Here is a 14,584-nt window from a genome sequence, read left to right on the forward strand (position 1 = left end):
AAAGAAATGAGCTCAATCGTACTGGAACAAGCCAGCACGATTAGGAGTTCGCCAGGTAGTGCTTGATCTCCCACTCGGTGATCGTAGACTCAAACTTATGCCACTCGTCGCGTTTCTTTTTGAGGAAGAAGCTGTGGATGTGCTCGCCGAGGGCATCCTTCATAAACTGCGAGTCCTCAAACACGTCGAGCGCCTCTTTGAGCGAGCGCGGTAGCGGCGTGTAGCCGGCCTCAACCATCTGACGGTCGGTGAGCTTGAGCGTCTCGGCCGTGGCCTCGGGCGGGAGCTCCAGCTTGCGCTCGATGCCGTCCAGACCAGCCGCCAGCGTGACGGCGTTGACCAGGTACGGGTTGGCCATGGGGTCGGGGCTGCGAAGCTCGATGCGCGTGGACAGCTGCTTGCCGGGCTTGTAGACCGGAATGCGGACCATGCTCGCGCGGTTGCGCAGGCCCCACGTGGCGTACTGCGGCACGGAGTCGCCGCCTGTGGTGATGCGCTTGTACGAGTTGACCGTGGGGTTGGTGATGGCGCTAATCTCGCGGGCATGCGCCAGGATGCCGGCCATGTAGTGCTTGGCGATATCGGAGAGGTGGTACTTCTCGTCGTCCTCGCCCCAAAAGACGTTGTTGCCGTCGTGGTCGAATAGCGACTGGCACAGGAACATAGCGCTGCCGTCCTCGCCCGCCAACGGCTTGGGCATAAAGGAGGCGTGGCAACCGCTCTCGTAGGCCTGCTGCTTAATGATGAGTTTGGCCGTGGTGATGGCGTCGGACATGCTCAGGGCCTCGGCGTGGCGCAGGCTCATGCCGTGCTGCGAGCGGCCGGCAGCGTGGAAGGTGTACTCCACGGGCACGGACATCTTCTCGAGCGTGAGAACCGTGTTGCGGCGCAGGTCGCGGGCGGCATCGCTCACCGAAAGATCGAAGTAGCCCACGTTGTCGAGCGGCTCGGGCGTGTGCTCGTCGGGGAAGTAGTAATACTCCAGCTCGGCACCCACGTTGAGCAGATAGCCAGCCTTCTCGGCCTTGCGGAACATGCGGCGCAGGGCATCGCGTGGATCGCCGGCAAAGGGCTTGCAATCGGGAGTGCACACGTCGCAGAACACGCGGGCGACGCCGTTGTGGCTCGGGCGCCACGGCAGGATCTGGAAGGTCGAAGCATCGGGAAACGCCAGCATGTCGGCTTCCTCGGGCGTGGCAAAGCCCTCGATGGCGGAGCCGTCAAAGCCAATACCCTCCTCAAAAGCGACCTCGAGGTCCTCGGGGCTAATGGCAAAGTTCTTGAGGCGGCCGAGAATGTCGACAAACCACAGACGCACAAAGCGGATGTCACGCTGCTCTACGGAGCGGAGTACGTAATCGATGTTCTGCTGGTTCATGTCGCTCCCCTTTCTTTCGGGCGGGTTTCGACTGGTCTATATCGCAGATACTATCGCAGAAAAATGTTTCCGCAGGGTTAAAGCGTATCAAGCGCTCAAAAAACGTGCGCGAACAGGCAGTTGCGAACGAGCGGCTAGCGTTCAGATTCGGAGACAATTTGTCTACAGGCTCGTTCCAGCGTAGGGAACTCCATCGTCACTGCATCCCAAACAACCGAGCGGTCGACATTGCCGTAATCATGCGCAAGATAATTTCTCATGCCGATAATTCCACGCCATTCGATTTCGGGATGAAGCCGCTGCGAGCGTTCCGACAATTTGCCCGCTTCTTCCGTTACCCTAAGCGCACACATCAAAAGGGAGTCCGCCAACGCCCTCGTCCGCACGTCATTCGCATGCAGAAACTGGTCCTCGGTGATATCAAAAACCTTGATGCGCTCGTTCGTTTCAGAAATGGCATCCAAAACCTCTTGGGCGCGAAGGCTGTCTGACTTACGCGCGATCATAAAGGATCACTCCTTCGCGCTCGATTACCGCGGCAAGATCGTCATCAAGATGATCACTAGAGACGAGATCAACCTGCCTCCCGGTTTCTTTGCGCACCGCCTCACCAAATGCCGACAGCGCGAAAAGACCAAAGCCCCGCTCGCGATCGACTTCGAGGCGCAAGTCAATATCACTATCGGCATGCGCCTCGCCACGGGCATACGAACCAAAAAGAATCACGGTTTTGATGGCGGGAATCGAGCTGGCCGCCTCGCGGACGGCGGACTCAATCTGGGCAGTATCCAAAATGCCCGCCGCGGCGCTTTCGCTCGCAGAGCTTTTACCGAGTGAAGGAACAAACGGCAGAGAGCGTTCGCGCAGCATCTGCCTCATAAACATATTGACCGCAACAGACGAAGTCATGCCAAGCTCTTCGCACAGTTCGGCAAATGAGTCTTTAATTGACGAGTCCACTCGCACACTCAGCACAGACGCAGCCATGGATACCTCCTGTATGACATTGTCTATATATTATCACACAGACTAGCGCGAGGTCGATGCGCGATGTTCGATGTGGCCGGGGATCTCGATGCGCTTGGGGGCGAGCTTTGCGGCCTCGCCCACGGTGGTGGTAACAACATCGATGCGCTCGGACAGGCGCTCGACTACGCGCTCGGCAATGGTAAGGGTGTCTTGCGCTGCCGTGGTCACGCCGCCAAAGAGCACGTGATTCCAGGGATAGTCGTCAAACGTTGCGATCTTGAGACCCGCCGGCAGCGAGGGACCAAGCTGCGCCAGCGCCTCGGTCAGACGCAGGAAAACCAGGCCGTTGACGGCAATGAGGCCGAGCTTTTTGCCTGCATAGCCGCGGATGGTCTCGTCCAAGCGACCGACGCCCGTGGCGCCACCGTCGGCCAGGGTGACGACCTCGCCCGCAAGGCCGCGGCGCGAAAGCTCGTCGGCAAAGGCCTCGGCGCGCTCTCGACGCACGGGGCTATCGTCGCTTGCCTCGGTGAGCAGGCACAGACGCTCGCTGCCCGCAGCGGCGAGCTCGTCTACCAAGCCGGCGACGAGCTCACGGTTGTTAGATGTCACCAGATCGACACCGCCGTCGGCAACATCGCGGTCGAGCAGCACAACGGGCAGACGTCCCGCTGCCGCGACGATCGCCTCGTCATTGCCTCCGCAGGTGTTGACGACCAGGCCGTCCACGCCGGCATCGATAAGTCTGGTGAGCGACTCCGCTTCCTTAGCGGGGTCGTTGCCGCTAATGGCCGTCATGAGCGAGCAGCCGCGCGCCGCGGCGCTGGCGGAAAGGCCCTCGAGCATGGCGCTCGAGAACGGGTTGGCGATGTCAGCCAGAATCACACCGATGAGGTTCGTACGCGAGCTGCGCAGATTGCGCGCGGCGGCACGTGGGCGATAGCCGGTGCGTTCGATAACCGCTGCGATGCGAGCGCGGGTTTCCTCGGTCATTTGCCCGGGGCGGTTGTTGAGATAGCGCGAGACCGTGGCCGGGCTCACGCCCGCCTCGGCGGCAATGTCCTTGATTCTCATCTGCGCCATAGCGCACCCCGTTTCCCAATTGTCGGCGATCTGAGCCATTTTAGGCATTTTTTAAAAATCTCGGTTGCAAAACGCTGTAGGTGAGTATACTACAACTCGAAACGAAACCGATTTCGTAAACCGATTTCGGCAAGCGTTGGCACGCAGGTGCAAAGACGCACCCTACCGTCTTGGCACCTGCGTGCCAACGCCATATCAAAGGTGTACGCACGAGTAAAAGGAGCTGCGCGACCATGGGTAAAACGGTTCTTACCTTCGGCGAGATCATGATGAGACTCTCGCCCAAAGACCACCTGCGTATTGAGCAGGCAACCGAGTTTGACGTCCGCTACGGCGGCGCCGAGGCCAACACCGCGCTTTCCCTGGCCTACCAGGGCGACAAGGCCGCTTACGTCTCCGTTGTCCCGGCCAACCGTCTGGGCGAGTGCGCCCTGCGTTCGCTGAAGGCCTACGACGTCGACACCACGCGCGTCGTGCGTCGGGGCGACCGCCTTGGCTCCTATGTGTTTGAGGTCGGTGCCTCGCAGCGCGGCAACGGTTGCGTCTACGACCGCAAGTACTCTGCCATCAACATGGCCAAGCGCGACGTCTTTGACTGGGACGAGATCCTCAAGGGCATCGATGTCTTCTATTTCTCCGGCGTGACCCCCGCCGTCTCCGATGAGATGGCCGCCGCCTGCAAGGATGCGCTCGCCGCCTGCCGCGCCAAGGGCATCACCACCGTGTGTGACGTGAACTATCGCGGCAAGATGTGGTCGCCCGAGAAGTCGCAGGCCACCATGAAGGAACTCCTGCCGCTCGTCGACATCTGCATCGCCAACGACGAGGATGCGCCTGCCGGCCTTGGCATGACCTGCGTCTCTGGCTCCCTTTCCCACGGCATCGAGGAGCGCGACACCTACGTCGAGATGGCCCGCCAGATCTGCGCCGAGTACGGCTGCAAGAAGGTCGCCTCGGTCGTCCGCAACATCTCCTGCGTCGAGCGCTCCATCTGGATGGGCATGCTCTTTGACGCCGAGAGCGGCGAGCACTGGTTCTCCCCTGCTCACGATGTACACGTGCTCGAGGGCGTTGCCGCTGGCGACGCTTTCAACGCCGGCCTCGTCCATGCCCTCATCAACGACTTTGACCCGCAGGCTGCCGTCAACTACGCCATCGCGGCCTCGATCCTCAAGCTCACCATCAAGGGCGATTCCAACTTGGTGACCGCAGACGAGATCGCAGCCGTGGCATCAGCCGCCAACGGTGGCACTCGCGTCGCACGCTAGTCCGTCTCCATTCCGCGGGCCGCAGCTTTCCAATCCCATACCCCTGCGGCCCGCTCCCCGATTCCTCCGGCCGGGCAAAACCACCAGTCCCATTCCGGTTTTGCCTGGCATTTCCTACATGACTGGTCGAGCAGCCGGTTTTGGAATTGCTTGAACCCCAAGCAGTGCCTCCGATAACCAATCCAAAATCGGCTCCTGACCAGCACATTTGGCAATCACGCGCCCATGCGCGCCACACATCGAAAGGAACATCATGTTCGATCAGTTCTACACCACGCTTGAGTCCCTGGGCATCGTGCCGGTCGTTGTGCTCGACAAGGTCGAGGACGCCGCTCCGCTCGCCCACGCCCTTATGGCAGCTGGCATGAAGTCCGCCGAGGTCACCTTCCGCACCGCCTGCGCCGCCGAGTGCATCGCCGCTATGGCCGAGGCCGAGCCCGTGATGTGCGTTGGCGCCGGCACTGTCCTGACCGTCGAGCAGGTTGAGCAGGCCCGCGCAGCCGGTGCCAAGTTCATCGTCTCCCCGGGTTACAACGAGGACGTCGTGAAGCACTGCATCGACATCGACCTGCCCGTCCTTCCCGGCACCGTGACCCCCTCCGAGGTCACCGCAGCCGAGAACCTGGGCCTCAAGGTCACCAAGTTCTTCCCCGCGTCCCAGTATGGCGGCCTGAACACCATCAAGGCCCTCGCCGCTCCGTTTGTCGGTCACCGCTTTATGCCTACCGGCGGCGTGAGCACCGCCAACGTCGAGGAGTACCTGAGCTCCTCCGCCATCATCGCCTGCGGTGGCACCTGGATGGTCAAGCCGGCCCTGTTTGCCGACGGCGACTTCTCCAAGGTCGAGCAGATCGCCCGCGAGGCCATGGACGTCGTCAAGAAGGTCCGCGGCTAGGTTTAGCTCTCTATCGTGAAAGGGGGCGTGCCCTAGACCTCGCCCCCTTTCTTTTAAAGCGGCTCGGAAGCGCGCCGTTTCCGTCACGGACAAGAACCGAAAACGTCTTGTATGCTGATAGAACGTGACGGAAGCGACACGCCCCCGAGCCGCTTTGCCTACTCGGTTGGCAACCGCGCTCAACTGAGCCACTTCGACAAAAGCCGAGCCACCAAAACAGCTGCGGCGCCGTCTGGAGGAATGGACTCTTGCTTCCGGTCTTTTCCTCCAAGCAGCGCCGCAGCTTTTTCGTGCCCCGATGTGCCCCGTCACTTGCGGTGGAATACGGACTGCCTACACCATCAGAGCCGCAAAACAATCCCTATTTCACCGCAACTAATGAAGGGGACGAGTTAGATGGCCGAGTCTTTGGACAGCTCAAAATAGTCGGGATGCAAGGCGATAACCGGACCTTGCTCCTCGGGCATCAGGTGCAGGTGCGTCTCTGCCAGATAGCTCGCCGCGTCGGTATCGCCCCTCTTAATGGCCTCGAGAATCCGGCGGTGCTGCCGACGAATCGGCTCCCAATCCAGATCCTGCGACACCATACGCAACCAGTTGTATCGCTCAAAATGCGTGTTGATGCTCTTCATCCAATCCCACAACATGTGGCGGCCGGCAATCTCAAAACATGTCTCATGGAACAGGTTGTCCAGATCGAAAAAGCGACGCGTTTCGCTATGGTCGAGCGACTCGGACTCGGCAAGAATCTGCTCGAGCCGACACTTCTGCTCGGGTGTGGCGGCAGAGCAGCATTTAATGAGCACGCTTCTCTCGAGTTTCTCACGCAAGAAACAGGCGTTCTCGGCGCGCTCCATGCTGATTTTTGAGACATAGGTGCCGCTTTTGGGACGCGTTTCCACCAGCTCCTGCTCACGCAGGCGCACAAAGGACTCGCGAATGGGCGTGCGTCCGATTCCCGTCTCCTTTTCCAGACCAATCGCCGAAAGGCGCGTGCCGGGCTTGAGCTCGGCATAGATGATCTTGGACCGCAATGCGTTGTACGCCTGGTCTTGCAGGCTCTGATAATGCTGCTGTTCCATAAAGCCCTCGGATGAAGCCTCGGTTAATCGAATACCACCATGCAATACTATCGCATCCCCCGCCCCCCCATAAGTTGCGGTGGAATAGTTCCTGTTCAAGGCCTTCAGCAGCAAAAACAGGAACTATTCCACCGCAACTACAGCCAACGAGTTGTTGCAATTAGGTGAACGTTCACCTTTTTATTGTTTTTCTCTTCGCAAATAAAATCCCGTCGTATACTTAGGCTCAAACGAAACCGATTTCGTTGAGCGTGGGCAATATGATGCTAAGACGCACCCTACCATCTTGGCATCTTATCGCCCACGCAATGCCATTTGCTTTCTTCCCGTCTCGTTGGACCTTTAGTCCCATTCCGGCACAGCGAGACACTTCCTAGACGACTGACCGTGGGGCCGGCTTTTCTGCTTTTGCAGCAGTGCCTCCGATAACCCTCTTTTGCCGGCCCGGGTCAGCTTTTTCACACAACCGAAAGGACGGGTAGCAACATGCGACCGCTCATCATCATGCATGGCGAGAACATCGACTGGTGCCATACCGTCATCAGAATGCTGATGTATCTGGTGGGCGTTGCAGTACTGGCACTCGGTATGAGTCTCCAGACGGCATCCGGCCTGGGCGTCGCCGCGCTCACGTGCTTTGCCACAACCCTATCCATGCTCACTGGCAAGACGCTCGGCTTTTGGATCACCGCAACCTACGTCGCCTACATCGTGGCGCAATTAGCCATCTTGCGAAGCGAGTTCCAGCCGCGCATCCTGCTCGAGTTGTTCTTCTCAACGCTGATTGGCGGCTTGACCGACCTCTTCATGGCGGTCAACCCACTGCATCCCACGGCACTCCCCACACAGATTGCGACCATGCTGCTCTCCCTCGCTGTCACCGCATTTGGCGTAAGTCTCGTCGTCAACATGGGCGTTGTCCCCAACGCGCCCGACGGCTTGGTGCAAGTCATTGCCGAAAAGCTTAAACGCCGCTTTGGTGACGTAAAAGTCGTGTTTGACTGCTCACATGTCGCCGCCTCGCTCGCGTTGTCGCTGATCTTTATGTACAACCTGGGCGGCTTTGGCGTCACGACCGCCATCTCGGCACTGTTCCTGGGCCATGTCATCAACGTCGCCAACAAGCTGTTCGCCCAGCGCTTTGTGCGCGCGGCATTCGGGAAATAGCACCACCGTAAGAACCCGCGAACAGCGCTATACGTTGCTATATCTCACTATACTTTGCTATACTTTGCTATACTTTGCTATATCTTGAGCAAAGGTGGCTCACATGCAAACAAACCCTTTTAAGCCCACAGCAGGTAAAACACCTCCCACGATTATCGGCCGCGAAGATGTACTTGAAGAATTCAGTGAAGGCCTCACCAACGGGCCTGGTGCCCCTGGGCGCCTAATGCGCATAGCCGGCGTCCGTGGAACGGGCAAGACGGTCCTCCTTGACAAGTGCTCACGTTTGGCGCAAAGCCGTGGCTGGACGGTCATAAAAGAGGTCGCAACCGAGGGACTTTGCCAGCGCATTCTCGAACAGCTGCAGCCCAAATTCCAGGCCAAACACGCCAGATTTGAGCCCACCGTAGCTGGCATATCCATCGGCAGCATAGATATTGAGCGAATCGGCCCATCGCTACGCGACGCCATGAGACAGACAATATCCAAGAATGGAAATGGCCTGCTCATCACTCTCGACGAGGTTCAAGACGCAGAGCTCGATGAGGTCCGAACGCTCTCCATTGCGATTCAGCAGGTTATCGGCGAAGACCTTGATATCGCCTTTGTTTTTGCTGGGCTGCCTTCGATGATTGAAAGCATCATCAACGGAAAGACACTTACGTTTTTGCGCCGTGCCCTCCCCTTTGATCTGAAGGCTGTGGCAGTAACCGAAGTGTCGTACTCCCTCGAGGAAACCATTGAAGCGTCTGGCATGGAGTTGCAGCCAGGTATTGCCGGCCAACTTGCCGAGGCAACGCAAGGCTATCCTTTCATGATCCAACTCGTTGGATACTACGCATGGCAGTTGGCAAGACGTGCACATACAGCGATTATTGGAGAAGAAGAAGCCGAGCGTGGCATTGCAACGGCACGCGAACGCTTCTGCGCCATGGTGATTGAGCCCGCGCTGCGGCGCATTCCGCCCACGTGCATCGCTTATCTGCTGAGCATGGCGTCTTTGGGGCAGACGAGCTCGACTAGCATGGTTGCCGATGGCCTAAACAAAACGCCTCAACAGGTGAGCTCCGTCCGCAGCCGCCTGTTAAGAGAATCGATTATCGAGGCCCCCTCGTACGGCAAGGTCTCATTTGCCATCCCCTACATGCGCAATTACCTCTACGAACACAAAGCCGAACTGGAAGTTGAACTGTAGAAGCGGTAACTGCCCTGCAAGACGAAAACCGTTTTCGTACGGATTTAAAGCAGACGTAAACGATTTTCGTCTTGATTTGCGTACGGAATTAAGACGTAAATTGCGCTTTCGTACGCTTATTACCAGACGCAAATTGTTTTCGTCCGGCCATGCGTCCCCAATCTAGACGAAAAGAGCCCCGAGCTCGAATCGGGGCTCGATGTAAGTTCTAGGGTGTCAGAAGTTACATCAGCCGCTTACGACCGCTCTGTCTATCTCTCCGAGCGGGACGGGCGCCGATGCCCTGATCTCTGCCATGTCGAGGTGCGAGATCAAATCCTTGGCGCGCTCGCCGGAGTGGTATGCCTTGTTCGGCGCCACCTTCCTGTAGAGCTTCTTGAGCTTCGTCTTCCCCTTGTTGCCCGGCGGCATCTCCGTCTCAGGTGGCAGCCCTAGGAAGGACAGGACGCCGGGCAGGTCGCACAGCATCACGTCCTCGATGTCGGCCTTGGCCGCCAGGTCGACGACTCTCTGCGCTGTCGGCGAGATGTTCGGGGTGCTGCTACCGCCCGCTGGTTCGGAAGCTGGCGGGCAGTAGCGGGCAGTAGCGGGCAGTAGCGGCAGTAGCGGTGTGGCTCGATAGGCCCGAATATCCGTAAGGAAGGTGCTCGCTCTCATATGTGCTGATATGCCTCGCCTCGCGAACCTTGGGATGCTTCCTGAGGTAATCCCTCAATTCGAGCCACTCTTTATGCTCATAACGCTTCGAAATCGTTTCCCCGTCGACAGTTTCCTTCACATAATGGTATGTTCGAACGCCTTCGAACTTGCCGAACCCGTTCTCGACGCTGAAGTTTCTGAACCAGCGCGAAAACCCATTCAGGTCCATGAAGTTGACTTGGGGATGCCTGTCTTTCGTTCGTTCGAATGAGTGGACGAGCGGAGTGCCTTTGACTTGTTCCAGGCCGAAGGCTTCCATTTCGCGGGCCTGCTCCTTTTTCCAGAATTCGAGATACGACGTCAGCGTCTCGCTTATCGAGATCCTCCGCACGCTTTTCTTGCTTTTGGGCGAGCGAACGCTTCGATCGGCCGCGAACTGCTGCTCAATGAGGATGCTTCTGTTCTCGACGGAGGCATCGGACCACGTCATCCCGAGGGCTTCTGCCCTTCTCATGTCGGTGTCGAGCATGAGCATCACGCATGTGATGTGCGCGTCCGTTCTCGATTGAGTAGGATGTCGAGTAGGCGAGCGGCGTGATGGTTCCTTCGCGGTTGTCGTGGAACTTTTTTGCGTACGAGCCGACGGTGTCCCTCGATTTTTGGACGTAGGTGCCGCTGTTGAGTTCTGCCTTGTAGGCTTCGAGTGCGGCGTCGACCTCTCGGCTTTTGGTGGTATGTATGGTCTGCCACGGCGAATAGCGGTATTTGCCCGTGACCGGATCCTTGCCGAGGCTGTGACGGTAGCGCCACGTGTATTTGTCGCGGCGTTGCTTCGTTCCTTTGCCTATGACGAGAGGTCGGTCGTTCATCGTGTTCCTTGCCTGAAGTGCCTGAGAATCGCGCTCGGTTGCGCGGAATGGCGCAAAGGGCTGGGGCGAGTGGGCATTACCCTTGGTGGTGGGCCCTGCGTGGGGTCACACCCCAAGGGTAATGCTCCGCCTGACCGCTTTCAAGCTCGTTGTGGGTCGAATTTGGGTCGAATTATTCCGCGTACTTTTCTTTCGTAAATCTATGAAAACATCAAATGACCTGGAGTTATATTGACTTCAATTTGGGTCGAAATGTCTGAATGAAACAACGTCGTAGCGACCTCATAACCCGAAGGTCGGTGGTTCAAATCCGCCCCCCGCGACCATGAAACTTCAGGTCGGAAGCATAAAAGCTCCCGACCTTTTTCTTTGTCTAGGGGTTTCGGCATCTCTCGTTCTTTGGGTACCTCGAGGCGGGCAATCAGATAGATGCTTACGAGTATCATAGGGTCTTTTTACGTCGCGGTCGTGTCTCGTACTGGTGCGCCGCTCTTTGTGGGACGTGTCACTTTGCCATAGGTTGTCCGGCGGCGGGGCGCAGGTCGTTCCCCGTGGCGTCGCTCCTTTCGACGCTACGCTGCCTGGCTACTCGTTCCACTGGTGCTTTTTCATGTCGACGCAGCCGTTGTCTCGGAAGGCGACTCCTTCCTCCGTCAGTAGTGCTCGCTGGTCGGGGAAGTTTGGCGCGAGGCGTCCCGCGTGGTTGACGACGCGGTGGCAGGGATAATCGCCGTAGCGATCCGCCTCGCTCAGCACCGCTCCGACCAGGCGAGAGTTTTTCTCCCTGCCGATGAGGCGCGCTATCTGACCGTACGAGGCGACGCATCCCGCCGGAATCTCTGCCACGACGGAGAGAATCTCATAAACCAAATCTTCGTCCAGGACTTTTCCCATCGTATCGCTCCCGTGTTCGCTTTTGCCTTCGGGGGCGCGGCGCCGACCACCCGTGCTGCGATTTTCGCAGCTCCCCTTACCGAAGCATCGAGGGAAAGCGCGTGCGTGTCAAGGTTGTCTGGTCCAGTTGCTGGCTCGATGCCTCGAGATGTTCGCCTCAAGTGCGACCTGCCCCTATTGGAAAAGGATGCCGAAGATGTATTTGGTGATGGCGGAGCGGCGGATGACCCCCACGAGTTTGCCCTCGTCATCAACCACAGGAAGCTTCTTGAACTTCTTCTTCGCCAGCAGCGCGGCGACGCGGGCGATGCTCTGCTCGGGACGGGCACACACTACCTGGCGCGTCGCGAAATCCATGACGCAGCGATCCTTCAGGTCTTCGATGCGCTGCTCAAGGCTCTGATCGTCGAAGTACAGCATGGACGCGTCGCCGCCCGTGAAGATGGTGTGAGCGCGATGCTGCGCGATGGCTCCCATGACATCGCCGTCGGAGATGAACCCGACCACCTGGTTGCGCTCATCGATTACGGGCATGCTGCTCACCTCGTTTTCGGCGAGCATGCGCACCACGTCGGAAATCGTGCAATCCTGCGTGCAGGTGAACGGCTCTTCAATCATGATGCTCGAAACGGGCGTCCCCTCGAGCTCGAGCGGGATGCGCTCGGACAGAATCTCGGACATCGCTTATGCCTCCTTCGTTTTCGGTGCGGTTTTCTTGGTGCGCACGCTGAATATGGCGCAGATAAGGGAAACGAGGCCGATTGCCGCGCACACCTTGTAAGCGACGCCCGCGCCCACGGCGGTGGCTACTTGGATGCTCGCATCGACGCCGGCCGACGCGGTGACGCTTGTCATGACCGTGATGATGAGCGCCGTGCACAAACCGCCGGCGACCTGGCGGCCGGTGTTCGCGATGGCGTTGCCGTGGGCGATCATGTCATTTTTCAAGGCATTGACACCCCATGTGTTCACCGGCATGTTCGCGAGCGACTGGCCGGCGGACTGCAGCATGCAGAACAGCGCAACCACCAAGATGGGCGTGTTTACCGTCGAAAGCGAGAGCAGGAACAGGGCGCCGGTCATGAGGGCCAGGCCGACGATCGAGATGGCACGCGGACCGAACTTGTCGAACACCACGCCGGAGATAGGGCTGATGATGATGCCCACCGCCGCGGCGGGAAGCATGGCCATGCCGGTTTCGAAGGCCGAAGCGCCAAGCGAGGTTTGCAGCAGCAACGGCAACAGCGTGTTGGTGACCAGGCATGCGGCGTTGATGAGCGTGACGATGATGGCGGCCACGCGGAAATCGCGCGTCTTGAGCGTGCCCAGTTGAAGCAGCGGGTCCTCGATTTTGCCCTGGCGTACGACGAACAGCACCAAGCACACGACACCCGCGACGATCGAGCCGAGCACCACGGGGTTGCCCCAACCCATCGACGAGGCGCTCGAGAACCCGTAGAGAAGTCCGCCGAAGGCGATGGTGGAGAGGACGACCGAGGGCAGGTCGAGCTTGGGGTTCTTCAGCTCGCCCACGTTTTTCAGCATGAACACGCCCAGCACCAGCACGAGAATTGCGAGGGGGACGATGGCGCCGATCATGGTGCGCCAGCCGTACGTGTCGATCACCGCACCGCCTACGACGGGGCCGACCGCGGGACCCGCCGACATGACGATGCCCGCCATGCCCATAGCCGTTCCTCGTTTCTCGACGGGGAACACCAGCATGGGAACCACCGAGACAAGCGGCATGAGCACGCCTGAGCCCGCCGCTTGCAACACGCGACCGATGATGAGGAACAGGAAATCAGGGGCTGCGGCGCACAGCAGCGTGCCCAGCGCGAACACCAGCGTCGCCCCGAAGAATAGCGCGCGGGTGCTGAACTTGTCGATAAGGAACGCCGAAACGGGGACCATGATGCCGCTCACCAGCGGGTATATGGACATGATCCACTGGGCAGTCGAGGCATCGATGGCGAAATCGGACATGATGACCGGCAGCGCAGGCGACATCACCGTTTGGTTCAGTAGCGCCAAGAAGGCACCCAGGACGACGACCGCGACGATGCGGATCTGGGTACCGGTAATGCGCCCATTGGCGGGCGCGACCGTACAATTATCAGACATAAGCTTCCTTCGTATCTATTCGATTCTTCGCCGAAGGCGCGCCGGCCCACGGGCGAAATAACATGCACGTGCTATGCGTGCATCAGATACGACAGGAAGAAAGCGGCTGCTCAGAGCGCACTTGGGGAACAACAGGAGAGGCCCCGTATACCAGGGGCCGCCGAATTGCGATGTATGCTTTGGTCAAATCCTTCATAGCGGGGAGGTATTCTAGCAGCCGTCTTCGCCCCTTTCAAGGGATGTAACCCAGACGTTGATTTTCTTCACCGAGGCGCCATCGTTGACGGGTGGCGTGCTTCTCTATCGCCACACCGCGGGGCGAGGGAACGCCGCGGCGAGCTTGTACATCGGCTATGTGTGCAGCTGCGAGCGTGTCGCCGGCGCGCGCTGGGCGCCAGTCCGATCCGGCCGACTCTTGCCGACGGTCGGTCGCCGTCCTCCTCCATCTCCGCCTGCTCTGTTTTTGCTCGGCTCCCTTGTCGTATCATGGACGGACGAGAATTGAGCGAAGGCGGTACGTATGAACATCCAGATATTCGGCACGAAGAAAAGCTTCGATACTAAGAAGGCGCAGCGCTATTTCAAGGAACGTCGTGTGAAGTTCCAGTTCATCGACTTGAAGGAAAAGGGGATGAGCAAAGGCGAGCTCGAAAGCGTGGCGCGCGCCGTCGGCGGGATCGACGCTGTGATCGATCCAAAGGCGAAAGATGCCGACACGGTTGCGCTCGTACAGTATCTTGCTGCCGACCAGAAGTTCGAAAAGGTGCTCGATAACCAGCAGATTCTTCGTGAGCCCATCGTTCGCAACGGCCGCCAGGCAACCGTTGGCTACGAGCCTGACGTGTGGAAGGGCTGGGAATAAAGTGAAGCGCCCACGCCCGTGGTTTTATCCACGGACGCGGGCGCTTGCGTAAGACGTCTCTTGTCGTTTGAGTGGAGCGCCCCGGCGGCGCTGAACAACGCGCCCCGGTGACGTGGCTCGGGGCTCTTTGTGCCGCGCATCTATGAGAGGAGATATTCG

Annotated in this window: 15 protein-coding genes; 5 read left to right on the forward strand and 10 right to left on the reverse strand. The window is 59.0% G+C overall.

The features are described from left to right. Positions 1–40: 40 nt before the first annotated feature. The 4 genes from DWZ01_RS03595 to DWZ01_RS03610 form a co-directional block, all read right to left on the reverse strand. Entirely contained in the window at positions 41–1,378 is a 1,338-nt protein-coding gene (locus DWZ01_RS03595; protein WP_117770060.1) for a glutamine synthetase family protein, read from the reverse strand. 134 nt (positions 1,379–1,512) lie between these two features. Beyond that, positions 1,513–1,884, reverse strand: coding sequence for a DUF86 domain-containing protein (locus DWZ01_RS03600; RefSeq protein ID WP_117770061.1), 372 nt, complete (start codon positions 1,882–1,884; stop codon positions 1,513–1,515). After that, positions 1,871–2,365 carry a type II toxin-antitoxin system RelB/DinJ family antitoxin gene (locus tag DWZ01_RS03605; RefSeq protein WP_117770062.1) on the reverse strand — a complete coding sequence of 165 codons (495 nt, stop codon included), beginning with the start codon at positions 2,363–2,365 and terminating at the stop codon, positions 1,871–1,873. Before DWZ01_RS03605 ends, DWZ01_RS03600 begins: the two co-directional genes overlap by 14 nt. Positions 2,366–2,407: 42 nt before the next feature. Beyond that, on the reverse strand, positions 2,408–3,430 hold the full coding sequence (locus DWZ01_RS03610; RefSeq protein WP_158556911.1) for a LacI family DNA-binding transcriptional regulator: 1,023 nt from the start codon (positions 3,428–3,430) through the stop codon (positions 2,408–2,410). Between the two features lie 233 nt (positions 3,431–3,663). Here DWZ01_RS03610 and DWZ01_RS03615 point away from each other — a divergent pair, with 233 nt between their 5' ends. Beyond that, positions 3,664–4,698: a sugar kinase gene (locus DWZ01_RS03615; protein ID WP_117770064.1), complete on the forward strand. Its 1,035-nt coding sequence runs from the start codon at positions 3,664–3,666 to the stop codon at positions 4,696–4,698. A gap of 253 nt (positions 4,699–4,951) precedes the next feature. Next, a complete protein-coding gene (gene eda, locus DWZ01_RS03620) occupies positions 4,952–5,593 on the forward strand; it encodes a bifunctional 4-hydroxy-2-oxoglutarate aldolase/2-dehydro-3-deoxy-phosphogluconate aldolase (protein ID WP_117848121.1) in 642 nt (213 codons plus the stop codon). 392 nt (positions 5,594–5,985) lie between these two features. On the opposite strand, the gene DWZ01_RS03625 is transcribed toward eda, so the two are convergent. Then, positions 5,986–6,675, reverse strand: a complete 690-nt coding sequence (locus DWZ01_RS03625; protein WP_117770065.1) for a GntR family transcriptional regulator — start codon at positions 6,673–6,675, stop codon at positions 5,986–5,988. A 486-nt stretch (positions 6,676–7,161) separates the two neighbouring features. Here DWZ01_RS03625 and DWZ01_RS03630 point away from each other — a divergent pair, with 486 nt between their 5' ends. Together DWZ01_RS03630 and DWZ01_RS03635 are read left to right on the forward strand one after the other, a co-directional pair. Next, the gene (locus DWZ01_RS03630) at positions 7,162–7,842 is read left to right on the forward strand and encodes a YitT family protein (RefSeq protein ID WP_117770066.1); all 681 of its coding nucleotides are present in this window, start codon (positions 7,162–7,164) and stop codon (positions 7,840–7,842) included. A gap of 103 nt (positions 7,843–7,945) precedes the next feature. Continuing rightward, entirely contained in the window at positions 7,946–9,037 is a 1,092-nt protein-coding gene (locus DWZ01_RS03635) for an ATP-binding protein (protein WP_117770067.1), read from the forward strand. Between the two features lie 228 nt (positions 9,038–9,265). Here the strand turns inward: DWZ01_RS03635 and DWZ01_RS03640 are convergent, their stop codons facing one another. The 5 genes from DWZ01_RS03640 to DWZ01_RS03660 all read right to left on the reverse strand — a co-directional run bounded on the left by DWZ01_RS03640 (position 9,266) and on the right by DWZ01_RS03660 (position 13,563). Beyond that, positions 9,266–9,505 carry a hypothetical protein gene (locus DWZ01_RS03640; RefSeq protein WP_052044012.1) on the reverse strand — a complete coding sequence of 80 codons (240 nt, stop codon included), beginning with the start codon at positions 9,503–9,505 and terminating at the stop codon, positions 9,266–9,268. A 73-nt stretch (positions 9,506–9,578) separates the two neighbouring features. Further along, complete coding sequence (locus tag DWZ01_RS03645) at positions 9,579–10,205, reverse strand: hypothetical protein (protein WP_158556912.1); 627 nt, start codon at positions 10,203–10,205, stop codon at positions 9,579–9,581. 925 nt (positions 10,206–11,130) lie between these two features. Next, entirely contained in the window at positions 11,131–11,439 is a 309-nt protein-coding gene (locus DWZ01_RS03650) for an MGMT family protein (protein ID WP_006234744.1), read from the reverse strand. Positions 11,440–11,613: 174 nt separating this feature from the next. Continuing rightward, complete coding sequence (locus DWZ01_RS03655; RefSeq protein WP_006234745.1) at positions 11,614–12,120, reverse strand: HPP family protein; 507 nt, start codon at positions 12,118–12,120, stop codon at positions 11,614–11,616. A 3-nt stretch (positions 12,121–12,123) separates the two neighbouring features. Continuing rightward, positions 12,124–13,563: an MDR family MFS transporter gene (locus tag DWZ01_RS03660; RefSeq protein ID WP_117770069.1), complete on the reverse strand. Its 1,440-nt coding sequence runs from the start codon at positions 13,561–13,563 to the stop codon at positions 12,124–12,126. 520 nt (positions 13,564–14,083) lie between these two features. On the opposite strand from DWZ01_RS03660, the gene DWZ01_RS03665 reads away from it, so the two are divergent. After that, the gene (locus DWZ01_RS03665; RefSeq protein WP_006234747.1) at positions 14,084–14,425 is read left to right on the forward strand and encodes an arsenate reductase family protein; all 342 of its coding nucleotides are present in this window, start codon (positions 14,084–14,086) and stop codon (positions 14,423–14,425) included. Positions 14,426–14,584: the final 159 nt, after the last annotated feature.

The organism is Collinsella sp. AF28-5AC, from assembly GCF_003457875.1.
Lineage (GTDB): Bacteria > Actinomycetota > Coriobacteriia > Coriobacteriales > Coriobacteriaceae > Collinsella.